This window comes from Phenylobacterium kunshanense (assembly GCF_003254525.1).
Taxonomy (GTDB): domain Bacteria; phylum Pseudomonadota; class Alphaproteobacteria; order Caulobacterales; family Caulobacteraceae; genus Phenylobacterium; species Phenylobacterium kunshanense.
In genome coordinates, this window is the sequence record NZ_QFYS01000012.1 from 61,374 (window position 1) to 84,317 (window position 22,944).

Annotated in this window: 22 protein-coding genes; 8 read left to right on the top strand and 14 right to left on the bottom strand. The window is 69.8% G+C overall.

Annotated elements, in window-relative coordinates:
* Positions 1-68 precede the first annotated feature (68 nt).
* The gene (locus DJ019_RS19530; protein WP_111278269.1) at positions 69-1,283 is read left to right on the top strand and encodes an LLM class flavin-dependent oxidoreductase; all 1,215 of its coding nucleotides are present in this window, start codon (positions 69-71) and stop codon (positions 1,281-1,283) included.
* On the opposite strand, the gene DJ019_RS19535 is transcribed toward DJ019_RS19530, so the two are convergent.
* Positions 1,284-3,284, bottom strand: coding sequence for a TonB-dependent receptor (locus DJ019_RS19535; protein WP_111278272.1), 2,001 nt, complete (start codon positions 3,282-3,284; stop codon positions 1,284-1,286).
* A gap of 63 nt (positions 3,285-3,347) precedes the next feature.
* Here DJ019_RS19535 and DJ019_RS19540 point away from each other — a divergent pair, with 63 nt between their 5' ends.
* From DJ019_RS19540 to DJ019_RS19550, 3 genes are all read left to right on the top strand, one after another.
* Positions 3,348-4,091, top strand: coding sequence for an SDR family oxidoreductase (locus DJ019_RS19540; RefSeq protein ID WP_111278275.1), 744 nt, complete (start codon positions 3,348-3,350; stop codon positions 4,089-4,091).
* Between the two features lie 184 nt (positions 4,092-4,275).
* Positions 4,276-4,554, top strand: coding sequence for a hypothetical protein (locus tag DJ019_RS19545; protein ID WP_111278277.1), 279 nt, complete (start codon positions 4,276-4,278; stop codon positions 4,552-4,554).
* Between the two features lie 159 nt (positions 4,555-4,713).
* Complete coding sequence (locus DJ019_RS19550; protein ID WP_111278280.1) at positions 4,714-4,992, top strand: hypothetical protein; 279 nt, start codon at positions 4,714-4,716, stop codon at positions 4,990-4,992.
* Between the two features lie 4 nt (positions 4,993-4,996).
* Here the strand turns inward: DJ019_RS19550 and DJ019_RS19555 are convergent, their stop codons facing one another.
* From DJ019_RS19555 to DJ019_RS19585, 7 genes are all read right to left on the bottom strand, one after another.
* Positions 4,997-5,854, bottom strand: coding sequence for a crotonase/enoyl-CoA hydratase family protein (locus DJ019_RS19555; RefSeq protein WP_111278283.1), 858 nt, complete (start codon positions 5,852-5,854; stop codon positions 4,997-4,999).
* Positions 5,855-5,866: 12 nt separating this feature from the next.
* The gene (locus tag DJ019_RS19560; protein ID WP_111278286.1) at positions 5,867-6,775 is read right to left on the bottom strand and encodes a glutathione S-transferase family protein; all 909 of its coding nucleotides are present in this window, start codon (positions 6,773-6,775) and stop codon (positions 5,867-5,869) included.
* Complete coding sequence (locus DJ019_RS19565; protein ID WP_111278288.1) at positions 6,776-8,620, bottom strand: AMP-binding protein; 1,845 nt, start codon at positions 8,618-8,620, stop codon at positions 6,776-6,778.
* Positions 8,621-8,719: 99 nt separating this feature from the next.
* A complete protein-coding gene (locus tag DJ019_RS19570; protein ID WP_111278291.1) occupies positions 8,720-9,514 on the bottom strand; it encodes a glutathione S-transferase family protein in 795 nt (264 codons plus the stop codon).
* On the bottom strand, positions 9,511-10,149 hold the full coding sequence (locus DJ019_RS19575) for a glutathione S-transferase family protein (RefSeq protein ID WP_111278295.1): 639 nt from the start codon (positions 10,147-10,149) through the stop codon (positions 9,511-9,513). Before DJ019_RS19575 ends, DJ019_RS19570 begins: the two co-directional genes overlap by 4 nt.
* A 2-nt stretch (positions 10,150-10,151) precedes the next feature.
* A complete protein-coding gene (locus DJ019_RS19580) occupies positions 10,152-10,952 on the bottom strand; it encodes an enoyl-CoA hydratase/isomerase family protein (protein ID WP_111278298.1) in 801 nt (266 codons plus the stop codon).
* 2 nt (positions 10,953-10,954) lie between these two features.
* Positions 10,955-11,920 (bottom strand): alpha/beta fold hydrolase, encoded by a 966-nt coding sequence (locus tag DJ019_RS19585; RefSeq protein ID WP_111278300.1) that lies wholly within the window; start codon positions 11,918-11,920, stop codon positions 10,955-10,957.
* Between the two features lie 118 nt (positions 11,921-12,038).
* Here DJ019_RS19585 and DJ019_RS19590 point away from each other — a divergent pair, with 118 nt between their 5' ends.
* The 3 genes from DJ019_RS19590 to DJ019_RS19600 all read left to right on the top strand — a co-directional run bounded on the left by DJ019_RS19590 (position 12,039) and on the right by DJ019_RS19600 (position 14,400).
* Complete coding sequence (locus tag DJ019_RS19590; RefSeq protein WP_111278302.1) at positions 12,039-12,851, top strand: enoyl-CoA hydratase/isomerase family protein; 813 nt, start codon at positions 12,039-12,041, stop codon at positions 12,849-12,851.
* A gap of 5 nt (positions 12,852-12,856) precedes the next feature.
* Positions 12,857-13,621, top strand: a complete 765-nt coding sequence (locus tag DJ019_RS19595) for an SDR family NAD(P)-dependent oxidoreductase (RefSeq protein ID WP_111278305.1) — start codon at positions 12,857-12,859, stop codon at positions 13,619-13,621.
* A gap of 137 nt (positions 13,622-13,758) precedes the next feature.
* Entirely contained in the window at positions 13,759-14,400 is a 642-nt protein-coding gene (locus DJ019_RS19600; protein WP_111278308.1) for a PEPxxWA-CTERM sorting domain-containing protein, read from the top strand.
* A 6-nt stretch (positions 14,401-14,406) separates the two neighbouring features.
* Here DJ019_RS19600 and DJ019_RS19605 read toward each other — a convergent pair whose 3' ends face one another.
* From DJ019_RS19605 to DJ019_RS19630, 6 genes are all read right to left on the bottom strand, one after another.
* Positions 14,407-15,219: an enoyl-CoA hydratase/isomerase family protein gene (locus DJ019_RS19605; protein ID WP_165844089.1), complete on the bottom strand. Its 813-nt coding sequence runs from the start codon at positions 15,217-15,219 to the stop codon at positions 14,407-14,409.
* A gap of 68 nt (positions 15,220-15,287) precedes the next feature.
* A complete protein-coding gene (locus tag DJ019_RS19610) occupies positions 15,288-15,881 on the bottom strand; it encodes a hypothetical protein (RefSeq protein WP_133255339.1) in 594 nt (197 codons plus the stop codon).
* Positions 15,882-15,977: 96 nt separating this feature from the next.
* Positions 15,978-16,649 (bottom strand): bifunctional 4-hydroxy-2-oxoglutarate aldolase/2-dehydro-3-deoxy-phosphogluconate aldolase, encoded by a 672-nt coding sequence (locus DJ019_RS19615; protein ID WP_111278318.1) that lies wholly within the window; start codon positions 16,647-16,649, stop codon positions 15,978-15,980.
* Positions 16,650-16,806: 157 nt separating this feature from the next.
* A complete protein-coding gene (locus tag DJ019_RS19620; RefSeq protein WP_165844090.1) occupies positions 16,807-18,951 on the bottom strand; it encodes a hybrid sensor histidine kinase/response regulator in 2,145 nt (714 codons plus the stop codon).
* 97 nt (positions 18,952-19,048) lie between these two features.
* A complete protein-coding gene (locus DJ019_RS19625; protein WP_111278323.1) occupies positions 19,049-20,869 on the bottom strand; it encodes a transglycosylase domain-containing protein in 1,821 nt (606 codons plus the stop codon).
* A 129-nt stretch (positions 20,870-20,998) separates the two neighbouring features.
* Positions 20,999-21,352: a DUF1428 domain-containing protein gene (locus tag DJ019_RS19630; RefSeq protein ID WP_111278329.1), complete on the bottom strand. Its 354-nt coding sequence runs from the start codon at positions 21,350-21,352 to the stop codon at positions 20,999-21,001.
* A gap of 158 nt (positions 21,353-21,510) precedes the next feature.
* On the opposite strand from DJ019_RS19630, the gene pyk reads away from it, so the two are divergent.
* A complete protein-coding gene (gene pyk / locus DJ019_RS19635) occupies positions 21,511-22,938 on the top strand; it encodes a pyruvate kinase (protein ID WP_111278332.1) in 1,428 nt (475 codons plus the stop codon).
* Positions 22,939-22,944: the final 6 nt, after the last annotated feature.

Here is a 22,944-nt window from a genome sequence, read left to right on the forward strand (position 1 = left end):
AGACGCGGGAACCGTCGCTATCCTCCAGCCGACAGCCCGCGGACGAACCGCGGCTCCGGAGGATCCTCATGTTCGGCCCGCGCCTGCGCTTCGGCGCCTTCATCGCCCCCTTTCATCCCGTCGACGAGAACCCGACGCTCGCCCTCCAGCGCGACCTGGAGCTGGTCGAGCACATGGATCGGCTGGGCTTCGAGGAGGCCTGGATCGGCGAGCACCATTCGGCGGGCTACGAGCTGATCGCCAGCCCCGAGCTGTTCATCGCCGCCGCCGCCGAGCGCACGAAGCACATCCGCCTGGGCACCGGAGTCTCGTCCCTGCCCTACCACCATCCGCTGATGCTGGCCGACCGCATCAACCAGCTCGACCACATGACCCGGGGCCGGGTGATGTTCGGCGTCGGACCGGGCGCGCTGATCTCGGATGCGCGGATGATGGGCATCCCGCCGGAGAAGCAGCGCGACCGCATGGACGAGGCCCTGGACGTCCTGGTCCGCCTGCTTCGCGGCGAGGAGGTCACGCACAAGTCCGACTGGTTCGAGCTCTGGCAGGCCCGCCTGCAGATGACGCCCTACTCTCGCCCGTCGGTGGAAATCGCGGTGGCGAGCCAGGTGTCGCCGACCGGCGCGCGCGCCGCCGGCCGCCACGGCCTGGGCCTCCTGTCGCTGGGCGCGACGGGCACGGCCGGGTTCAGCGCCCTGGCCTCCAACTGGAACATCGCCACCGACCTGGCGGCCGACCACGGAAAGACCATGGACCGCCAGGCCTGGCGGCTCGTGGGACCTATGCACATTGCGCCCACCCGCGAGCAGGCCATGGAAGACATCCGCTTCGGCCTGGAGAAGTGGATCTACTATTTCCGGGAGATCGCGAACCTGCCCGTCGTGCCCGAGGGCCCCGACCCGGTGAAGGCGCTGATCGAAAGCGGCACCGCCGTGATCGGCACGCCCGAGGACGCCGCGAACAGGATCCAGCAGCTCGTGGACGAGAGCGGCGGCTTCGGCGCCTTCCTGCTCATGGACCACAACTGGGCCCCGTGGGAACAGAAGAAGCTGAGCTACGAGCTCATCGCCCGCTACGTCGCCCCAAAGTTCCAGCAGCTCAACGAGAACCGGGAGGCATCGATCGCCTGGGTGGGCGGTAAGAAGGCCGAGTTCTCCGGCCAGACCATGGCCGCCATGGGGGCCCGCATCGCTCAGCACATCGCCGAAAAGGGCTCCAAGGACATCCGCCCGGAGTTCGCGGCGATGCTGGGCGGTGCGGCCGCCCCCCCGAAAGCCGAGTGATCAGCGGCGGAAGCTGACCCCGACCCGGATCGTCCGCGGCGCCGAGTAGCTCTCGACGCCGTCGGCGGTCTCGCCGACCTCGATGTTGTCGTCGAAGAGGTTCTCCGCCGAAACGAACGCTTCCAGCGTCTCGGAGACCCGCCATCCGGCGCGCGCGTCCAGCTGAACCCCGGCGCCGAGACGGCGCGTATTGAGGTCATCCTCCCACCGGGCGCTCTCGTAGCGCGCATCCATCGAGAGCGAGAGCGCGGACATGGGGCGGTAGGCCATTCCGGCCGTCACCGTCCACTTCGGGGTCTGCGCCGGTCGCAGTCCCGTGAGCTGGCGCGCGCTCGCGCCTCCATCGACCTCGGCGTCGGTGTAGGCGGCGGCCACCCGCCAATCGAACGTCCGGCCCATCTCGCCAGACGCCTCGCCTTCGAGTCCCCAGGCCTCGATCTCCCCGGCGTTCCGGCGCTGCCGCAGCGTACCGCCGGCCGGCACGAAGCCCGCCGTGGGGAAATTGCCGGGTCCGACGCCGATGGTGACGTTGGTGATGGGATCCTTGAGCCGGTTGTAGAACACCGTGGCGGCCCAACGGACCGCGCCCTCACCGGACAGGCCGGCCTCGACGCCCTGCAGGGTCTCAGGCTTGAGAGTCGGATTGGCCTCGGTGATGTCGTTGCCTACCCGGAACGGCCGGTGCAGTTCGTTGAGGGTCGGCGCCCGGAAAGCGGCATAGGCCGCGCCCCGCACGTGGAGTCCCTCCGCCAGTTCGTAGCGCAGACCAAGACGCCCTGTCGGCGCCGTATCGGAGCGGTCCGGTCCTCCCTGATTCAACAGGACGGCTCCCGTCGCCGTATCCCGCTCGATCCGGACAGCGTCGTAGGCGCGCGTCCGATCCACCCGGATGCCTGCCGTCGCCAAAAGAGGCCCGTCGTCGAGCGCCGCCTCGAGGTAGGTGCCCGCTACGAACGTCCGACCGCCCGCGGTCCGGTCGCGAGTGAAGGCGCCGTTCATGAACCGGAACAGTTCCTTGGCCTTGCCGTCGGTCAGCCGCATGTCGGCGCCGACTTCCCAGGCGAGCGGACCCTGCCGCCCCTGCCAGGCCGCGTTCAGGCCATAGCCTACCGCGGGCGTGTCGTACTGGTCGTTGGCCGGCGTCGTCGTGGCGCGATTGGCGGCGACCGCGACCGAGCTGTTCTCCAGCTCGCTGGCCCGGGCCCAGCCCTGGAGCCGCCAGCCCCCCACCCCCTCGTCTGCCGGCTGCGCCAGCGTGACCGTCAGCGACGCCCCCGAGGCGTTCGATCGCGCGCCGACAAGTCCCGCCTGCTGGTTCACCTGGAACGCGGCCACGCGAACCGCGGCCTCCAGCCCGTCGAAATCGTGCTGCACCCGCAACGCCGCAGACGCGTCGTCGAGCCGAAGGCGTGCGTCGGCCGCCCCGCGTCGCGGGCCGCGCACCGCGTGGTAGCCATCAGACCGGGACGCCGAGACGGTCGCGAACACCCCCGGCAGGCCGCCCGATACGACGCCGCGGTAGCTGTCCCGCGACCCGGCGGAGACCTCGGCCGCCGCCAGGCCCCGGACCGCCGCGCGCTCCTCCAGGGCGACGACGCCGGTCAGCGCGCCCGCGCCGAACGGACCCGCCCCGGCGCCGCGGACGACCGTGGCCGTTTCGACGCCCTCCGATGGAAGGGCGCTCCAGATCACCCAGCCGCCGAACGGATCGTTCTGCGGCGCGCCATCGAGAGTCACCAGCGCCCGCCCCGCGCCCGATGGCGCGATGGCGCGAAGGGAAAGTCCCTGGGTGGTGGGATTGGCCGCGCCGCTGCCCGTGCGCCGGAACAGCGACACGCCGGGCGCGGTCTTCAGCGCCTCGTCCAGCCGCGGCTCGGCCCGGAGCGTCTCGGGCGTGATCCGCACCGCGCTGAAGACGGCTTCGCCCCCCAGGGGCGCCAGTCGGGGCGGATGAACAACGACGATCTCGACTTCGGTCGGCGGCGGGGGCAGCTCGGCCATGGTCCTCGTATCTCTGGTATGGCAGGTGGGGGCGAGGGCTAAAGACGCCCGCGGGAGAGCGCAATGCCAAAGGTCGCCATCGTCACCGGGGCCGGTTCGGGTATCGGTCGGGCTGTGTCCCTGGCGCTACTGCGACAGGACTGGAGCGTCGTCCTGGCGGGCCGTCGACGCGAGCAGCTCGAGGAAACCGCCGGGCTGGCTCAGGGTGGCCAGAGCCTCGTCCAGCCCACGGACGTGGCCGACGAGGCGTCGGTGGACGCGCTGTTCATGGCCACCGCCGACCGGTTCGGGCGCCTCGACCTCCTGTTCAACAACGCAGGCACTGGCGCGCCGCCGGTGGCCATTGAGGATCACGCCCTGGACCACTGGAAGCGGGTGGTCGACGTGAACCTGACCGGCGCCTTCCTGTGCACCCGTGCGGCATTCCGCCTCATGAAGAGCCAGGATCCGCGGGGCGGGCGGATCATCAACAACGGCTCGATCTCCGCCCATTCGCCACGCCCGCGGTCGATCGCCTATACCGCCACCAAGCACGCGATCACCGGCCTGACGCGGTCGACCTCGCTCGACGGCCGCGCCTACGACATCGCCTGCGGCCAGATCGACATCGGAAACGCGCAAACCCTTATGACGCAAGCGATCGCGAAGGGCGTCCCACAGGCCGACGGGTCGCTGAAACCTGAGCCGGTGATGGACGTCTCGGCGGTCGCCGACGCCGTCCTCTACATGGCCGGCCTGCCGCTCTCGGCGAACGTTCAGTTCATGACCGTGATGGCCACGCAGATGCCGTTCATCGGCCGCGGGTGATCATTGTTCACCTTGCGACGCAACATTGTTGCTGCGACGCAGCAATTTTGCGCTTGCGCCCTGCTGGGAACGGCGGAATCATGAGGCATCGGTAGAGGTTAGATCGTGAGCGGCAGTCTCCGACGCCTGACCGAGAGGAACGCCGGAAAGGGGTTGAAGCAACCCTGATCCATAGAGCGAAACCATGATCCGTCTCCTGACCGTCGCCGCCGTCGCCGCCCTGGTCGCCTCGCCGGCCGCCGCCCAGTCCGTGCGCATCGCCACCGCGGGCAAGTCGACCGAGCAACTCCACACCGAGATCTCCGCCGCCGCCAAGAAGGTCTGCCGTCAGGCCACCGTCGGCGCGAGCTTCCCGCGCGAGATGTACGCCTCGTGCTTCAAGGCCGCGATCGCCCAGGCGGTCTCCAAGGCCAATGACCCGGCCCTCGCCGCCGCGGCGAAGCTCGAACTGGCTTCCAACTAATCCACTCCCGCAGGGCCGCTTCGCGTCATAGCGGAGCGGCCCTTGCGAGTTCGCGTACCACGACTATCTGATCGCGTAGCCGCAAGCTGGACCTTGAGATCCGCACCGGCAGGAGGAGCGTTCCGGATCGGGTTGGCCCTGAATCACAGAGGTACGACCATGATGATGCGAGTTCTCGCCCTGACCGCCGCCGCGAGCGCCCTCCTGGCCGCGCCGGCTCTCGCCGAAACCAGCGCCCTGCCCATCGCCGGAAAGGCGCCCGAGCAGATTTCCAAGGAAGTCTGGAAGGCGGCCAACCGCGCCTGCGCCAAGGAAGCGGTGATGACGACGCTCATCGACGCCCACCGCGCCTGCGTCCGCAACACCTATCGCACGGCGATGGTGCGGAGCGGCGATCCGAAGCTCGCCGCCCTCGCGACCCAGACGCCGGGCTCGTAAGGCCTCAGCCCGCGCCGAAGGGGATCGGCGCCGGGGTTTCCACCTCGGCCTCGGCGAAGTTCGGCGCGCGCTTCTGCATGTTGGCCATCACGGCCTCCACCTGATTGGGCGAGCCGATGAGCGCGGTCTGTTCGCGGCTCTCCTCCATCAGGATTTCCCGCTGATCGGCCTCGGCGGCCAGATTCAGCAGCCGCTTGGCGGCGCGGATCGCATGCGGGTTCTTCCCGGCCACGTCCCTCGCATAGGCCAACGCCTCGGCCCGCGGATCGGCGGTCAGCCGCGTGGCGAAGCCGAGCTGCAGCGCCTCCTCGCCAGAGAAGATCCGGCCCGAATAGGTCAGCTCGCGGGCGATGTCGTCACGAACCAGCTGACGCATCAGCACCAGGCCGGCCATGTCCGGCACCAGGCCCCACTTGATCTCCATGACCGACATCTTGGTGTCGGGGGCCACGAAGCGCATGTCGGGGCCACAGGCGAGCTGGAAGCCGCCGCCGAAGGCCACCCCGTGCACCGCGGCGATCACCGGCACCGGGATCTCGCGCCACACCATCACCGCGTGCTGGGCGCGGTTGGAGCCGCCCGGCGTGCGGTTGGCCGTGACTAGCGCACCCGTCGTGCCCTGCCCCTTCGCGCGCTCGCCCGACGCCATCTGCGAGAAGTTGCCCATGTCGAGGCCGGCGCAGAACGCCCGCCCCTCGCCCGACAGCACCACCGCCCGCAGGCCCGCCTCGCCCTTTAGGCGCTCGCCCGTCTGGATCAGAGCCTCGAACATGGCGTTGTCCAGGGCGTTCATCTTGTCGGTGCGGATCAGGCGCACGTCGGCGACGCCGCCCTGGATGTCCACGCTCACGCGGTCGTTCATCGTAAGGTCCTCCTAGCGGCGCGCCAGCACATAGCCGGCGCGCGGAAAATGCACGTGCGTCACGTCCAGCTCACCGCATTCGCGAGCCAGGGTGACGCGGTCTCGGGTCAGGCCCACGAGTATCCCCTCGACAGGGTCGCGGCCGTAGTCGTCGGCCTGCACCACCACCTTGTCCCCGCGCTTCAGACCCGACGGATCATCCGGGTCGCAAGCGACACCCTCGTCCGGCGTCGCCGTCAGGGCCGCCTGGAGCGCGTCGCCCGGCGCCATCGCGCTGCGGCGTCCGTGACCAATTGCGCGGAGACGTTCGATCCAACGCTGCGTCCGGCCGAAGCCGGCCAGCATGGCCTGCGCCTGGGCGGGCGCCGCTGCCCCGGTCCACCAGACATTCATCCAGGCGGCCAAATCGGCCAGGGACGGCGCGGCGCCCCCCAGGAAATCCGCAGTCGTCAAACCGTCTTCGATCCAGGCGGCGTAGGCGCGCCATTGGGCCCGCATGAACGGCGCCGCAGCCTTCATCGCCGCCACGTCGAACGGGCGGCCCGAAAGTTTCTCGCGGTCGGCGACGAACTCCTTCGGCACGGCGTCGCCGATCTCGCCGAAGATCACCGCCACGCTGGCCTGGAACCACAGCCGGTCCGCCCAGAGGTTCACCGCCCAGTCAGCCCCACGCACCACCGCCGGGTCCGGGAAGCGGCGCTCGAGCTCGGCCAGGATCACCTGGCTGTCGCAATAGACGTCCGCCCCGATCTGCATCACCGGGATGCGGCGATAGCCGCCCGTCAGCGGGATCAGGTCCGGCTTCGGCATGATCACCGGCTGGATGACCGAGCGCCACGCCAGCCCCTTCACGCCGAGCATCAGCCGCACCTTCTCCGAGAAGGGCGACGTATCGTAGTGGTGGAGGATGATCTCCGACATCTAGACGACCACCACCCCTGGCCCCGGCGGATTAGCATAGATCGCGTCGACCAGCGCCTTGCGGTTCTCCAGCGTGGCGCGCTGGTTCACATAGCCCTTGTCGGTGATCTCGCCCGCGTCGATGGACGGCGGCTCCAGCATCACGGCGAAGCGGGCGATGCGCCGCGACGAGCCGCCGGAGGTCTTGTTGAAATCGGCGATCCGTTCCTTCAGCACCTCGTTCAGCTTCGCCAGCGGGTTCTCGCCCAGGGTCGGCAGCGCCGCCGGCGACGGCCAGATCAGCGCCGAGGCGAAGGGCTTGTCCTGGCCGGCGATCACCATGTCGAACGCATAGGGGCTGCAGGCGGCGACCAGCTCGGGCCGCAGGGTGCCGACCGAGACCCAGGTGCCGGAATCCAGCTTGAAGTCCTCGGTGACGCGTCCGTCGAACACCAGGCCCAGTTCGGGGCGCTCGGGGTCCAGGAAGCGGCAGGCGTCGCCCAGCTTGTAGAAGCCTTCCTCGTCGAAGGCGGCGGCCGTCTTCTCGGGATCGTTGTGGTAGCCGGTCGTCACCGTCGGCCCCTTGACCCGCACCTCCAGCTTCGAGCCGTTGGGCACGAGCTTCAGGGTGATGCCCGGCAGCGGCAGGCCGATCAGGCCCACGAGCTCGGTGATCCAGTGCACCACCGTGACACCCTGGGTCTCGGTGGCGCCGTACATCGTCGTCAGCGGGATGCGATGGCCGGTCTCGGCGACCGCCAGCCGCTGAAGCCGCTCGGACACATCCGTCGACAGGGTCGCGCCGCCGTAGCCCATGCTGCGCAGGTTCTTGAAGAAGCTCTTCCGGAGCGCCGGGTCGCGCTCCATGGCCTCCACCAGCATGCCGAAGGCCACCGGCGCGGAGCCGAACACCATGGGCGAGACCTCGTAGAGGTTCTTGATGGTGGTCTCGAACTGGCCCGGGATCGGCTTGCCTTCGTCCAGGTGGAGGGTCGCCCCCGCCCACATGGCGCCGTTGAAGCTGATGTTGCCGGCCGAGATGTGGCTCCAGGGCATCCATTCCAGCGACTGCGGAACGACATCGGGGTCCGCCGGCTCGTCCCGCAGGCCTTCGGTGCCCGCGATGACGCCCGCGAACATGCCATGCGTCTGCGGCACGCCCTTGGGCATACCGGTGGAGCCGGAGGTGAACAGATACTTGGCCACCGTCCCGTGGTTCAGCGCCTCGCGCGCGGCTTCCACGGCGGCGGTCGGCTCGGTGGCGGTGAGCTCGGACAGCGGCGTCGTACCCGCCCCCCCGTCGACCGTGATGAACCGGAGGGTCGGATCAAGGCTTTTCAGCGTCTCGAACGCCCGCGCGAACATGGCGCTGTCCTGGGCGAAAACCGCCTTGGGCCGGACGGTGGCGAAGCAGTGCTTCAGCTTGGCGTGGTCGGTGGAGATCAGGCTGTAGGCCGGACTGATCGGGGCGATCGGCACGCCGGCCGTGTAGCAGCCCAGCATCATCAGCGCGTGCTCGACCGAGTTGGCGGAAAGCACCATGACGCTGTCGGCGCCGGTGAGGCCCTGGTCGAGCAGCCACTGCGCGATGCCGTCCGCCGCCCGCTTGGCCTCGCCGTAGGTGACCCCGCGCCAGGGCCCGTGACCGGGTTCACGCTGCAGGATGTAAGGCCGGTCGGGATGCTCGGCGGCGCGCTCGGCCAGGAGGTGCGCGATCGACCGTGGCCCATCCGCCGGCGGATGGTTGGATCGGACGTAGTAGGTCCCGTCCGGCGTCTTCTCGACGGAAAGGTCGGGGGCCTTCTGCGGCAGGGGCTTGAACGGCGCCAGCGTCGGGGCGGCCGCCTGGTCGTCGGCGGGGCTCATGGCCGGTTTCCTCGTATCGTTGTCCGGCCGGAGCCTACGCCAGCGGCCGGGGGCCGCAACGGGGACGCCACGTCAAGGTCGGGCGGATTTCCGCGCCACTCAGCCGAAGTCGGGCGCGAAGCGGATGTTGTCGCGCTCCAGCCCCTTCAGGACCACCTCGACGCCGCCCGACTTGATCATCCATTCCAGCCGGTGGTCGCGGTACTCGCGCTTGAACAGCCCCTTCTCCACGAGTTCGGCGACGTTGGTCATCACGGGGCCTCCCGCATTGAGCGCGGCGATGTCGGCGACACATGCCGCTACCGAGGGACGTTCGTTCGCCCGGGCGAGCCAGGCCGCCAGCTTCGAGCCGGCCGGCGGCGGGTGTCCGTGTCCCACCGAACCGTTGAGGTAAGGGACGACGCTGAGGTCGCCCCAGCCGAACGTCTCGCCGTTGAACCAAGTCCGGTCGCCGAGCTGGCGTTCCAGCCAGGCGTAGAAGCCCGCGGTCTGACGGCGCGCCGCCGCCGTCAGCGCCTCGGCGGAGGCGCCCTCGGCCCTTCGGAACCAGCGGATCTCGGACAGGCCCCAGTTGATGGCCTCGAAGTGGGTGTCCATCACCTCTTCGAGCATCCGGACCCGCGCCCGCTCCGCGGGGCTGGTGGGACGCATCGGCGGGGTCGGGTAGGCGTCGTCGAGGTACTCCAGGATGATCGTGGAATCGAAGACGCGAACGTCGCCGTCCAGGATGGCCGGCACCTCGGCCCGCGGATTGGCCTCAACGAACGCGCCGGCCGCGCCGCCGGCCCCCAGCCCGCCCGGGAGCACGGCCTCGAACGCCAGGCCCTTCTCGATCAGGCTGATCTTGACCTTCTGCGCGTAGGGCGAGAGCGGGTGGTCGAAGAGCGTGATCACGACGACAGCGCCTCATCGAGTTCGATCTTCTGGGCCTTCTTGGCGGCCTTGAAGCCGGGCCGCTCGCGCAGCCGTTCCCAGTACGCGGCGATGGCAGGCGAGAAGTCCGCGTCCAGCTTTAGGGTCCGCGCGAGCAGCAGGGCGTAACCCACTGAAATATCGGCGCCCGTGAAGCGACCGGCGCAGAGCCATTCCCGGCCGTCCGCAAGCGCGCGGTCCACCTGCCGGAGGCGGGAGAGGAACCATTTCGCGTAGTCGTCGGCGACCACCTCGGCCTTGCCCGGCTCGAACCTGCGGTAGCGGAGCACCAGGGTCTGCGGGAAGGTCAGCGTCGCCTCGCCGAAGTGCAGCCAGTTCAGCCAGGCGCCGTAGTCGGCCTCGTCGACGGCCACCGCCAGATCGCTGGGGCCGTAGCGCGTGGCCAGGTACTGCACGATGGCGGCGCTCTCGGTCATGAAGGTCTCCCCGTCGCGCATCGCGGGGATGGTGCCGAGCGGATTGACCTCCAGGTAGGCCGGCTCACGGACGCGCGGCGGGAACGGCAGCAGGTGAAGCCTGTACTCTAGCCCCAGCTCCTCCAGCGCCCACAGCGGCCGGAACGAACGCGCGTCAGGACAGTGCCAGAGCTCGATCACGTTCAGCCCTCCCGGCGCGTGTACTGAGGCCGGCGCTTCTCCAGGAACGCCCGGACGCCCTCGCCGAAGTCGCCGTCCGAGCTGGCCAGGATCTGGTTGCGATCCTCCATGGCGATCGCCGCTTCCAGCCCCTGCGCGTCGATGGCGTGGTTCAGCGCCTCCTTGGTGAGACGCAGGCCAAGAGGCGTTGCATGCAGCATGTCGTCGACGAAGCCCTGAGCCTCGGCTTCGAGCTGCTCCTGGGGCACGACGCGGCTGACCAGGCCGAGCTGGTAGGCCCGCTCGGCGTCGATGAACCGGCCTGTCAGCATGTACTCCGCGGCCACGGACGAGCCGACCATCCGCGGCAGGAAGTAGCTGACCCCGATGTCGCAGGCCGAGAGACCAATGCGGATGAAGGCGGCGTTCATGCGCAGGTTCGGCGTGGCGATCCGCACGTCCGAGGCCAGGGCCAGGGCGAAACCGCCGCCCGCCGCCGCGCCGTTCACGCAGGCGATGATCGGCTGCGGGCAGCGCCGCATGGCGATGACGATCTCGCTGATCTCGCGCTGCCGGGTGAGCCCGGCGCCGATGGAGCGCTGGGAGCCGCCCGGATCGTTGCTCTCCTTCAGGTCGAGCCCGGCGCAGAACGCCTTGCCCGCGCCCTGCAACACCACCACCCGAACGTCCCGCCGCCAGTAGAGATCGACGAAGAACTCGCGCAGCTCGGTCACCAGGTTGCGCGACAGGGCGTTCAGCCGGTCGGGCCGGTTCATGGTCGCCCAGATGACGTCGCCGTCCTGCCGAAGTTCCAGATCAGCCATGGTCAGAGCCCTTTCAGCCAGTCGAGCAGGATCGCGGTGGTCTCGGCCGGCCGCTCCTGCTGGGTCCAATGTCCGCAGCCCGGGAGCACGTGCGCGCCGCGCAGGTCGGTCGCGTGCTGGCGCATCAGGGCGGACGGGTCGGGAATGCGGCCGAAGCCGTTGAACGCGGGATCGCGGTCGCCGCCGATCAGCAGGGTCGGCATCTCGAGCTTGCGATCCTTGAAGGCCTGCAGCCATTCGAAGTCGCGCTCGTGGTTCCGGTAGCGGCTGATGGGCCCGAAGAAGCCCGAGCTCTCGAACTCGGCGACGTAGTAGTCGAGGTCCTCCGGGGTCAGCCAGGCCGGGAACGGGTCGGGATCCACCATCCCTTCGAGCAGGCTCGCGCCGTGCTTCTTCAGCGGCCAGGTGCCGGGTGGGGCGTCGCCGCAGATGCCGTAGTAGAACTTGCGCAGGAAGTCGCGGACGTCGGCTTCCGCCTCGGCCTCGGGCGGCCCCACGTCCTGGAACCAGGCCTGGTAGAAGAAGATGCCCTTGCTGGTGAAGGCCTCGGCGAAGATCTCCGTGAACGGCCGGGCCGGGACGCCGGTATAGGGCACCGACAGGCCGGCGACCGCACTGATCGCCTCGGGCCGGCTGAGGGCGGTGTTCCAGACGATGGGCGCGCCCCAGTCGTGGCCGATCAGGATCGCCGGCGCGTCGGGCTGCAGCGCCTTGGCGACGCCCGCCACGTCGCCGGTGAGCTGCTCCATCGAGTAGGCGTCGACGCTCTTCGGCTTGTCCGAGCCGCCGTACCCGCGCACGTCCATCGCCGCGGCGGTGAACCCCGCCTCGGCGATCGGCCCGATCTGGTGGCGCCAGGAGTACCAGCTCTCGGGAAAGCCATGGACCATCAGGACCAGCGGCCCCTCACCCTCCACAGCCACCCGGATCTTCGCGTTCCCCGCGTCGACCGTGCGGAATTCCGGCATTGTTCGTCCTCCCGGCCGGCATGCTTCGTCCGCTGTCCCTGCGCTGGCAAGACTGCCCTGGCGTCACGGTTGACCGCTTTTCCCGCCGTGCCAGCATCGGGCAAAGGGAGGAGCGCCCATGGTCTCGCTGACCGAGAAGAGCGCCGGGTTCGAACATGTCCTCTGCACGCTGGAGGCCCATGTCGCGACGGTGATGCTGAATCGTCCCGAGCGGCGTAACGCGCTGAACTACCAGGCCTATGACGAGCTGGAGCAGGCGCTGCGCCTCTGCGCGGCCGATGACGAGGTGCGCTGCGTGATCGTCACGGGCGCCGATCCCGCCTTCTGCTCCGGCGACGACGTGGGCGAGATCATGGCCGGGCCGAAGCCGGTGTCGAAGCGCACCCTGCCGGTGACCTATCAGGCGACGCCCGCCGCCATCGCGGCGCTGGAGTGCGACAAGCCGGTGATCGCCGCCATCAACGGCGCGGCGGTCGGCTGGGGCATGGAGCTGGCCCTGTTCGCCGACATCCGGATCGCGTCGGAGAAGGCCAAGTTCGGCGAGCTGTTCGTCAAGCGCGGCCTCGTCTGCGACGTAGGTGGGTTCTACCGCCTGCCCGCCGTGGTCGGTCCGGCGAAGGCCGCCGAGCTGCTGTTCACCGGCGATGTCTTCGACGCCGCCGAGGCGCTGCGGATCGGCCTCGTCACGAAGGTGACGCCGCACGGCGAACTGATGGCTGCGGCGCGGGAGCTCGCCGGGCGGATCGCCGCCAACCCGCCGCTGGCCGTGCGCCACCTGAAGGCCGGCCTCTCCCGCTTCGCCTATGGCGATCCGCGCGAGATCGGCGCCTGGGCGATCGAGAAGATCCGCCTGCTGATGCAGACCGAAGACCACAAGGAGGGCGTCGCCAGCTTCCTGGAAAAGCGCGAGCCCGTGTTCCAGGGACGATAGACGACATGAGCAGCCGATCCGTCGCGGGCGCCGTCGCGCTCATCACCGGAGCCGCCTCGGGCATGGGCAAGGCCACTGCGGAGGTCTTCGCGGCCGAGGGCGCGCATGTGGCCGTCACCGACCTCTCGGCCGAGACCTCCGAGCCGGTGGTGGCCGCCATCCGCGCCGCAGGCGGCAGCGCCGAGGCCTGGCCGCTGGATGTCTCCGACCCGTCCGCCATCGAGGCGGTCGTGGCGGCGGTCGCCCAGCGGTTCGGCCGGCTGGACATCGTGGTCAACAACGCGGGCATCTCGGCCTTCTGCCCGATCGATCATCCCGAGTACGACACGGTGTGGACGCGCGCGCTGGGCGTCCTTCTGACCTCGCATCAGCGGATCATCCGCGCCGCCCTGCCCCATCTGCGCAAGTCGGACCATCCGCGGATCGTCAACATCGCCTCGACCGAGGCCCTGGGCGCGACCAGCCGCGACAGCCCCTACTCCGCCGCCAAAGCCGGCGTGACGGGCCTGACCCGCGCCCTCGCCGTCGAACTGGGTCCGGAAGGGATCACGGTCAACTGCATCTGCCCTGGACCGATCCTGACCGGCATGACGGCGAACGTGCCAGACGACGACAAGCAGACCTACGCCCGGCGTCGCACGGCCCTGCGCCGCTACGGCCGTCCGGAAGAGGTGGCGCACATGACCCTCAGCCTGTGCCTGCCGGCCGCGTCCTACATCACCGGCGTGACGATCCCCGTCGACGGCGGCCTGATGGCCCGCAACGCCTGAGCCCTCGCAACGCGCCGCAACCCGGCGCATGTCGCCGCGCCTAGCGCGGCGCGGGCGAGACCGCATGATGTCCGGGACGTCGGGCGCAAGGGGTGCTGCGTTCGGCGTCGCCACGGGGACCTGCGGGAGATCATCACATGTGGAGCTGGAACAAGGCCCTTGCCGGGCTGACGGGGGCGCTTGCGCTGGGACTGGCGGCGCCTGGCGCGGCGGCCGCGAGCACGGTGATCGACTTCGAGTCGTTTCTCGCCTCGACCACCGCCTATTCCACCCAGGGCGTGACGTTCACGTCCGGGGTCGGCGGCCTGGTGAACCCGGTGAACGGACCGAACGGCAGCCGGAACATCATCGGCGCCTATGTCGAGGATCCAAACGACCCGGACATCGGCGTCTTCGACCCGCTCCGGGCGGACTTCGACGCTCTTGTGGGGAATGTCAGCGTCGACCTCGGCGACTGGCCCAGCCGGGAGTACGGCGACGAGGACCTCCTGTTCCTCGAAGCCTTCGACGCGGGCGACGTATCGCTCGGGCGCGTCGAGCTCCTCATCGGGCCACTGGAGAGCGAGTTCAAGACGCTCGCGATCACCGCCGCGGGCATCAAGTACGTGACGTTCGGATCGGTCGGCGACGGCGGCTCCAGCGTCTATGCCGACAACTTCACTTTCGGCGCGGCCGTACCGGAACCGTCGGCATGGGCCCTGATGATCCTCGGCTTTGGCGGGCTGGGCGCGGCCATGCGCCGGCGCCGGCCCGCGCCAATCGAGATCCTGAAGGGGTGACAGCGGCTATTCGCCGGTGAACCGGCCAGGCCGCTTCTCACGGAAGGCCGCGACGCCCTCGCGGAAGTCCTGGCTGGAGGTGGCCAGCAGGTACTGGTCGCGATCCATGTAGATCGAGGCCTGGGCCGTCGCCGCGGAGATCGCGTTGACGGCCTCCTTGGTCATCCGTACGGGCAGCGGCGGCAGGCCGGCGACCTTGGCGGCCCAGGCGCGAGCGGCGGCCAGAGCCATTCCCTTGCCGACCGCCTCGTCCGCGAAACCCCAGTCGAGGCAGCGGGCGGCGTCGACCGCCTCGCCGAACATCACGAACTGCTTGGCGCGCGACGGGCCCACCAGCGCCACGATCCCGGGCAGGCTCCGCCAGCTCATGTTCATGCCGAGCGGGACCTCGGGCAGGCGCAGGTAGGCGCCCTCGCCCATGACGCGGAAGTCGCACGACAGCGCCAGCGCCGCGCCGCCCCCGATGCAGTAGCCCTCGATGGCCGCGATCGTGACCGCCTCGATCTCGGCCCACGCCCGGCACATGTCTGGCCCAGCCATCACCGCCCGGCGGCTCTCGATCAGGCTGGGCTGGGCGCGCCGCGCCTCGCTGGCGGATAGGTCTGCGCCGGCCGAAAAGTAGTCGGCCGAGCCGGTGAGGATGACCGCCCGCACGTCGGTCCGGAGCCGCAGCCGCCGGGCCACCTCCGTCAGTTCGGCCATCAGTTCGCCGTTCAGCGCGTTGCGCGCCTCGGTGCGCGCAAGCGCGACCTCCACGACATGCTCCCGCTGCTCGACCCGGACGTAGGTCCAGTCGCCCTCCAGCCGTTCCTCGCCCATGCGCCCTCCCGTTGAAATCGGCGACATCTTGGGGCCGTGAGGGACGGGAGCGGTAGCCCCTTTGGCGATCAGTCGCGTCGGAGACCGGGAATCCGCCTCAGCAGGCTCGGCTTCTTCGCCTTCGGCGGCGGCGGAGCGATCTCGGCGATCGGGGCCGCAACCGGCGACGTGTCGGTCGCCCCGGTCGCGGGCTCGGTGACGGCCACGGTCTGCGGGCCCAGGTCCTTGTCGCAGCGGGCGTCTCGCGTCGCCGTCTCGAACACCGTAGCCGTCAGCACCGGCGTCTGTCCGGGCCGCGCCGTACTGACCAGAACCGCCAGGGCGCGCCGGCCCGGCAGGTTGCAGAACGTCTCCCGGCTCGCCATGCCGCCCGCTTCCCAGGCCGACTTGGCCGGCGTGAACAGCTCGCTCCGTCGCTTGATCGCCACCAGCACCGCCTCGCGGATGACCACGGGCTGGCCGGCATCGACCCTGACCGTGCAACTCACCGGATCCTTTCCACGCCGGATCACCACGTCCTCGCCGTCGATGTCCTCGACGGGAGCGCCGTCGATGACCGCCGAAAGGCAGGCGGCGGTGGCGGAGCGCGCCTCCTGCACCGGGTCGGCCAGCGCCGACGCCGGCGCGGCGAGCAGGGAAAGGGCGAGGATCAATCTGCGCATGGGGCTCCATATCCCCGCCAAGGCGGCGACGATATGGCGATCAGCCGGTGTTTCGGAGGCCGGGACTTCGGACGTCCGGCCGGCGCGAGCCGCCCGTCACTTGCCGCGGATGGTCCTGATGAGTTGCACGGTGTCACGCACCCGCGCCTCCAGCCCGGCGTAGTCCTGGGCGTCCAGCAGCGACTTGGTGATGAGGTTGGAGCCCATGCCACAGGCCACGATACCGGCCTCGAACCAGGGCCGGAGGGAGGCCTCGGCCACGTCCACGCCGCCAGTGGGCATCATCTTGGTCCAGGGCATCGGGCCCATCACCGCCTTGACGAAGTCGGGACCACCCACCGAGCCGCCGGGAAACACCTTGACGATCTCGCAGCCCAGCTCCTGGGCCTGGCCGATCTCGGTCGGCGTGGCGCAGCCGGGAGAATAGGCGATCTGACGGCGGTTGCAGACCTTGGCCACGTCCGGGTTGAGCAGCGGGCCGACCACGAAGTTCGCGCCGTTCGCGATGAAGAGCCCCGCCGTCGGCGCGTCGACGATCGACCCCACCCCCATGATGACGCTGGGATCGGCCTTGGCGAAATGGCGGGTGACCTCAAGGAACACCTCGGCGGCGAAGTCTCCCCGGTTGGTGAACTCGATGCACTTGGCCCCGCCGTTGGCGCAGGCCTGGATCACCTTCACGCAGACCGCGGGATCCGGGTGGTAGAAGACCGGGATCACGCCCTGGTCCATCATGGCGTTCAACACGGCGAGGCGATCGCGGGCCATCAGCGGTCCTTTCTTGCACCTGGGCTGGCTCGACGCGCCAGCCGGCCGCCACTCACGGCGACGGCCTGCATGTAATCCGCTGCGCGGCCGGCGAGGAAGTCCGCCGAGCCGTCGGGACCAGGCTGGCCGCTACCAGGCCCGCCGTCCATCCGGCCCCTCAGACGGCGACGGTCTCGATTTCCGGGTCAGCCTCGAGCATCCGGCCGACCTCGCCGAGCAGCGCGGCAACGGAGATCGGCTTCGATACGATGCCGTTCATGCCGGCCGCCAGGTACTCGGCGCGCTGGTGGGTCATGGCGTTGGCGGTCAGCGCCAGGATGGGGACCTGGCCGGCGGCCCCCGCGAGGCCGCGGATCGATTGCGCAGCCTCGATGCCGTCCATGTGCGGCATCTGGATGTCCATCAGGATCAGGTCGAAGCGGCCCGTGGCGGCGGCGCGGACGCCCGCCAGGCCGTCCTCCGCCTCCGTCACCTGGGCGCCCAGGCGCTGGAGAAGGGTCTGGGCCACGAGCCGGTTGGTGGCGTTGTCTTCCACAAGCAGGATCCGGACCCCGGCGAGAACCGCCTCGTCCGCCGTGGCCGGCGCGGCAGGTGTCGCGGCCGGCGCCTCGAACTCGAGCCAGAAGGTGGAGCCTTCGCCTGCGACGCTGGTGAAGCCGATGTCACCGCCCATCATCCGGACGAGCGCACGGCTGATGGACAGTCCCAGGCCCGCCCCGCCGAACCGGCGGGCCGTGTCGCTTTCGGCCTGCTGGAACCGTTCGAACAGGCGAGCCTGCACCTCTGGCGCCATGCCGATGCCGGTGTCTTCGACTTCGAAACGCACCCGGCGACGATCATCGCCCATCGGCTGAACGCTGAGCCGGGCCTCTACATGGCCGGCGCTCGTGAACTTCACCGCATTGCCGACCAGGTTGAACATCACCTGGCGCAACCGGACGGCGTCGGCCTCGATCCAGAAGCCCTCGCCATCGACGGCGCTGCGCAGGTCGACGCCCTTGGCTCGCGCCTGCCCCTCCAGCAGCCCCACGACGACATCGAGCGCTTCACGTGCGTCCAGCGGCTCGGGCGACAGGTCCAGCTGTCCGGCCTCGATCTTCGAGAAGTCGAGCACGTCGTTGAGCAATTCCGCCAGCATGCGGCCGCAGTCGTTCGCCCGGCGCATGAGCGACCTGCCCTCGGCGGAGACCGGCTCATCCTGCAGGAGTTGCAGGGCGCCGAGGACGCCGTTCAAGGGCGTGCGGATCTCGTGGCTCACGTTTGCCAGGAACTCGGCCTTGGCGCGGGTCGCCGCCTCCGCTTCTGCCTTGGCCTCCTTCAGCGCCGCCTCGGCCGCCACCTGGGCCGTGACGTCCCGCGAGACGTCGATGGTGGCGACGGGAGCGCCGTCCTCGAAGATGAGGCGAGCGCTGGACTGCAGCCATAGCCAGCGGCCGTCCTTGTGCCGAACCTGAACGGTCATGGCCTCGGCCCGGCCCGGCTCGGCCACCATGCGATGATAGGCTTCCACCATCTCGGCGACGTCGGCGTCCGGGTGAGTGATGTCCCAGCGTGACGTGCCGACCAGTTCCTCGGGCTCATAGCCAAGGATCGCCTTCACCGACGGCGAGACATAGACGAACTCGCCCGTCAGGTTCGTGCGCGCGATGACGTCGGTGACGTTCGCGGCCAGGGTCTCGTAGGCGTCCAGGCTCTCGTTCAGTCGACGCTGCTGCTCCTGGGTCGACGGCGTGTCGAGCGCGCGACCCACGCAGAAGGCGCCGCAGAGCAGAAGTGTGACGGAAAGCAACAGGGCCTCGGCGGGACTCCGCGCCTCCACCCCCGCCAGCACCGCCAGCGCGCCCAGCGCCGGCGCGGCTCCGGAGGCCAGGAAAACCATAGGCGTGTTGTAGAAGAGCAGGATCGTGACGGCGGCGATCACCATGAACACCGCCGCGCCGGCCGCCTGGACCAGCGGCGCCCCCGTCGACCATAGGAACGTGGCCAGCACCAGCCAGCACGCGATCTGGGCCAGGTATGCGGCCGCGACATTGGGGTAGTTGCGCCGTCTGCGGTCCCGAGGCGCCGAGGGGCGCGTTGCGAACCACCCCCAGGTCTCGATGGCGACCAGACCCGCGAACCATGCCGCCGTCGTTTTCCAGTCGAGGACGAGCGTGGCGGCGAGCGCGGCCACCAGCCCCAGCACGATCTTCTGCAGCGCGACCTCGTGGAGCGCATCCGCAGCCTCGTCGATCACCTGCCGCAATGTCGGGCGGACATAGCGGGGCGTGATCAGACCCGGATGCGCGCCGGTGCGCGACATGCCAGGCCTAGGGGCGGGAGACTCCTGCATCGCGCCCAGAAGCCATCAGTCGCCTAACCGCAAAGCTAAGGTGCGATGCGGCATATCGTCCGCGGATTCACAGGGGCGGCATGTCCTCGGTGATCGGCGGCGGGCTCACCGCCGGCAGGACGGCCTCTTCGGCAGGCTGTGCGGGCGGCGCCACAGGCGGGGGCCCGGCCGGAATGGGCTGTGCCGGGATGCGCTTGAGCGCCGTGGACATGAAGCTCCGCCACATCTGCGCCGGCGCCGTCGACCCGCTGATCCGGGCCATGGGCCGGCCGTCGTCGCGTCCCATCCAGGCGCAGCTCGCGAGCCCCCCCGTGTAGCCGCAGAACCAGGCGTCCTTGTAGTCCGACGTGGTCCCGGTCTTGCCCGCCAGGTCATGGCCGGGAATGGCGGCCCGCGCCCCGGTCCCCGACGTCATCACGGTGCGCAGCATGCGGTTCAGGTCGCTGAGCGCGGGGTTGGCGACGGCCGGCGCCGGAGCGGGCGGGCGTTTCTGGAAGATCACCTGCCCGCCGGACCGGATCCGCTCGATCCCATAGGGCTGCACGCGATTGCCGCCATTGGAGAACGCGGCATAGGCCTGGGTCAGCTCCAAGGGCGACACCAGGGTGGTTCCCAGGGCCATGGCGGGGTCGGTGTTCACGGTGGATGCGATCCCGATCCGCCGCGCCGTCTGGGCGATCGCCGGCCGGCCTACCTCATCGGCCAGACGCGCGGCGACCGTATTCACCGACTTGGCCAGCGCCGTCTCCAGCGTGATCGGTCCCAGGTAGGCGCCGACCTCGTAGTTGCTGGGCGTCCAGCCGGCGATGGTCACCGGCTCGTCGACCACCGGGCTGTCGGGCGTCAGCCCCCGTTCGAGGGCGGTCAGGTAGACAATCGGCTTCCAGGCGGACCCTGCCTGCCGCCGCGCGCTGACGGCGCGGTTGTAAGGGGCCGTGGCGTGGTTGGTTCCGCCCACCAGCGCACGAACCCTGCCCTGCCCGTCGATGGCCACGATAGCCGCCTGGTCCGCGCCTTGCCCGCGCCAGGCTTCGACGCCGGCGCGCACGGCTGTGCCGGCGGCCGCCTCCATCGCCTGATCCAGCGTGGTCTCCACCATCAGGTCGCGGGTCGGCTTGGGAACCATCCGGCGCACCTCGCCGTCGACCCAGTCCAGGAAATACTGGGCGGGACCGTTGGGCGCGGTCTTCCACACGCGCGGCTTCTGCGCCGCGGCCTTGTCGCGCTGGGCGGGCGTGATCGCCCCGGTCTCCACCATCGCGTTCAGCACCAGTCTGGCGCGCTCCAGGCACCGTTCGGGCTGCTCGACGGGGTTGTACCCGCTGGGCGACTTCAGGACGCCCGCCAGCATGGCCGCCTCCTTCAGGCTCAACCGGGCCGCCGCCTTGTTGAAGTAGCGCTGCGAGGCGGCCTCGAGGCCATAGGCGCCCGATCCGAAATAGACCCGGCTGAGGTAGAGCCCGAGGATCTGCTTCTTGGTGTAGGTGCGCTCCAGCTCGACCGCATAGACGAGCTCGGTGGCCTTGCGCTCCAGCGTCCGCTCCTGGGTGAGGAACAGATTTCGCGCCAACTGCTGGGTGATCGTCGAGGCGCCCTGCGTCGGTCGCCCCGCCCCGATGCCCGCCACCACCGCCCGGGCGATGCCGCGCGCGTCGAAGCCGTCGTGCTCGTAGAAGCGCCGATCCTCGATCGCCACGAAGGCGGCAGGCACATGGGCCGGCAGTTTGGCGATGTCGACGGGCGGGGCATACCGGCCGCCCCGCACGCCGATCACGGCGCCGGCGCGGTCCAGGTAGGTGATCTGTGGCTCCCGCGTGATCGGCGGCATCCGCGGGAGGTCGGGCGCCTGGACGGCGGCCATCGAGAGGGCGGCGGCAAGGCTCAGCAAGGCGCGACAGACTCCCCGGACGACGCCCCCAGCGCGCCTCCGCCCGGCCTATCTGTCGCCACGACCTGACGTCGCCAAGCTAATTCGAGTTAATGCGACGGAAGCACGCGCTGGCTGCACGGCATCTGCTTACAGGGTCAGGAACGCCTCGAACCCACCGTAGATCATCCGCTTTCCGTCGAACGGCATGTTCTCCTGCTGCGGCTTAAGACGCGGATCGCCCATCACCTTGGCCAGGATCTCGTCGCGCGCCTTGCGATCCGGATAGGTGATCCAGGAGAAGATCACGACCTCGTCGTCCGTCGCCTGGACCGACCGAGGGAAGGACGTGAGTTCGCCGTAGGGCACGTCGTCGCCGATGCACTCCACGTAGCTGAGCGCGCCCAGTTCCATCCACACCTCGCCCGCGATGCGCGCCATTTCCTTGTAGGCTTCCAGATTGGCCTTGGGGACGGCCAGGACGAACCCGTCGACGTAGGGCATGGACGACTCCTCTGATCTGCACTGGCCGAAGGACGAACGAGCATCGGCGCTCCCGACACGCTGAACTTTCATTCCGCTGCGGCAGTTGCTTGCTGCGAACCGCGCACACGGCCAATTTGGGCGCCTTGGATTCGACCGACCAGAAGGAGTAGCCCCGCGTGGCTGAAGCGATCCGGCGCCGCCGGCGGGTGAAGATCGTGGCCACCATCGGGCCGGCGTCGTCCAGTCCGGAGCGGCTGGAGGAGCTGTTCCGCACGGGGGCGGACGTGTTCCGCCTCAACTTCAGCCACGGCAGCCAGGACGGCCACGCCGAGGTCGTCGCGCGGATCCGCAAGGTGGAGAAGAAGACCGGTCGCCCGATCGGCATCCTCGCCGACCTCCAGGGTCCCAAGCTTCGTGTCGGCCGCTTCGCCGGCGGCGCGGTGGTTCTGCAGTGGGGCCGCTCGTTCCGGCTGGACCTGCAGGAGCGGCCTGGCGACAGCCAGCGGGCGCAACTGCCCCACCCGGAGATCATGGCCGCGGCCTCGCCAGGCTCCGTCCTGCTGCTCGATGATGGACGTATCCGCCTGGAGGTGGTGCGCCAGACGCCGGAATTCCTCGACACCCGGGTCATCGTCGGCGGCCGGCTCTCCGACCACAAGGGCGTCAACCTGCCCGGCCTGACTCTGCCCATCCCCGCGCTGACCAGGAAGGACCGGTCCGACCTGACGTTCGCCCTCGACCAGGGTTGCGACTACATCGGTCTCTCGTTCGTCCAGCGTCCCGAGGACGTCATGGAAGCGCGCGAACTGGTCGGCGACCGCGCCTTCATCCTTTCCAAGATCGAGAAGCCCGGCGCGCTCCAGCACATCGACGAGGTGGTCCGGCTCTCCGACGCCATCATGGTGGCGCGGGGCGATCTTGGGGTGGAGATGCCTGCCGAGGATGTGCCGCTCCTTCAGAAGCGCCTGATCCGCACGGCGCACCGGTTCGGTCGGCCCGTGGTCGTGGCCACGCAGATGATGGAGAGCATGATCGAGAACCCGGCGCCGACCCGCGCCGAAGCGTCCGACGTGGCTACCGCCGTCTTCGACGGGGCGGACGCCGTCATGCTCTCGGCCGAGAGCGCCACCGGCAAGTACCCCGTCGAAACGGTCCGCATGATGGACCGGATCATCGCCCGAACCGAGGAGGACGAGGACCTCAAGGCCTCGCGGGCCGCCATGCGGCCGAAGCCCGAGAAGTCCACGCCTGACGCCATTTCGGCCGCGGCCCGACAGGTGGCGGAAACCCTGGAGGCCAAGGCGATCGTCGCTTTCTCCCTCACCGGTCGCGCGGCGATGCGGATCGCCAGGCAACGTCCGGACGTGCCGATCCTGGGCCTGACGCCACAGGTGGAGACGGCCCGCCGCATGGCGCTGGTCTGGGGCGTCCACGCCCTCACCTGCGAGCCGAACCACACCATGACCGAGACCGTGGCCCAGGCGGCGGCCCTGGCCCTTCGAAGCGGCTTCGCCAAGCGTCGCGACGAGATCGTTGTGGTCGCCGGCGTGCCGTTCGGAAGGGCGGGCGGCACCAATTCCCTGCGGATCGCCCAGGTGACCTGAGACGGG

Excerpts from the sequence above, each read along its gene's own strand:
- DJ019_RS19530 (WP_111278269.1), top strand. The coding sequence starts at position 69 with ATGTTCGGCCCGCGCCTGCGCTTCGGCGCCTTCATCGCCCCCTTTCAT.
- DJ019_RS19535 (WP_111278272.1), bottom strand. The coding sequence starts at position 3,284 with ATGGCCGAGCTGCCCCCGCCGCCGACCGAAGTCGAGATCGTCGTTGTT.
- DJ019_RS19540 (WP_111278275.1), top strand. The coding sequence starts at position 3,348 with ATGCCAAAGGTCGCCATCGTCACCGGGGCCGGTTCGGGTATCGGTCGG.
- DJ019_RS19545 (WP_111278277.1), top strand. The coding sequence starts at position 4,276 with ATGATCCGTCTCCTGACCGTCGCCGCCGTCGCCGCCCTGGTCGCCTCG.
- DJ019_RS19550 (WP_111278280.1), top strand. The coding sequence starts at position 4,714 with ATGATGATGCGAGTTCTCGCCCTGACCGCCGCCGCGAGCGCCCTCCTG.
- DJ019_RS19555 (WP_111278283.1), bottom strand. The coding sequence starts at position 5,854 with ATGAACGACCGCGTGAGCGTGGACATCCAGGGCGGCGTCGCCGACGTG.
- DJ019_RS19560 (WP_111278286.1), bottom strand. The coding sequence starts at position 6,775 with ATGTCGGAGATCATCCTCCACCACTACGATACGTCGCCCTTCTCGGAG.
- DJ019_RS19565 (WP_111278288.1), bottom strand. The coding sequence starts at position 8,620 with ATGAGCCCCGCCGACGACCAGGCGGCCGCCCCGACGCTGGCGCCGTTC.
- DJ019_RS19580 (WP_111278298.1), bottom strand. The coding sequence starts at position 10,952 with ATGGCTGATCTGGAACTTCGGCAGGACGGCGACGTCATCTGGGCGACC.
- DJ019_RS19585 (WP_111278300.1), bottom strand. The coding sequence starts at position 11,920 with ATGCCGGAATTCCGCACGGTCGACGCGGGGAACGCGAAGATCCGGGTG.
- DJ019_RS19590 (WP_111278302.1), top strand. The coding sequence starts at position 12,039 with ATGGTCTCGCTGACCGAGAAGAGCGCCGGGTTCGAACATGTCCTCTGC.
- DJ019_RS19595 (WP_111278305.1), top strand. The coding sequence starts at position 12,857 with ATGAGCAGCCGATCCGTCGCGGGCGCCGTCGCGCTCATCACCGGAGCC.
- DJ019_RS19600 (WP_111278308.1), top strand. The coding sequence starts at position 13,759 with ATGTGGAGCTGGAACAAGGCCCTTGCCGGGCTGACGGGGGCGCTTGCG.
- DJ019_RS19605 (WP_165844089.1), bottom strand. The coding sequence starts at position 15,219 with ATGGGCGAGGAACGGCTGGAGGGCGACTGGACCTACGTCCGGGTCGAG.
- DJ019_RS19610 (WP_133255339.1), bottom strand. The coding sequence starts at position 15,881 with ATGCGCAGATTGATCCTCGCCCTTTCCCTGCTCGCCGCGCCGGCGTCG.
- DJ019_RS19615 (WP_111278318.1), bottom strand. The coding sequence starts at position 16,649 with ATGGCCCGCGATCGCCTCGCCGTGTTGAACGCCATGATGGACCAGGGC.
- DJ019_RS19620 (WP_165844090.1), bottom strand. The coding sequence starts at position 18,951 with ATGTCGCGCACCGGCGCGCATCCGGGTCTGATCACGCCCCGCTATGTC.
- DJ019_RS19630 (WP_111278329.1), bottom strand. The coding sequence starts at position 21,352 with ATGCCCTACGTCGACGGGTTCGTCCTGGCCGTCCCCAAGGCCAATCTG.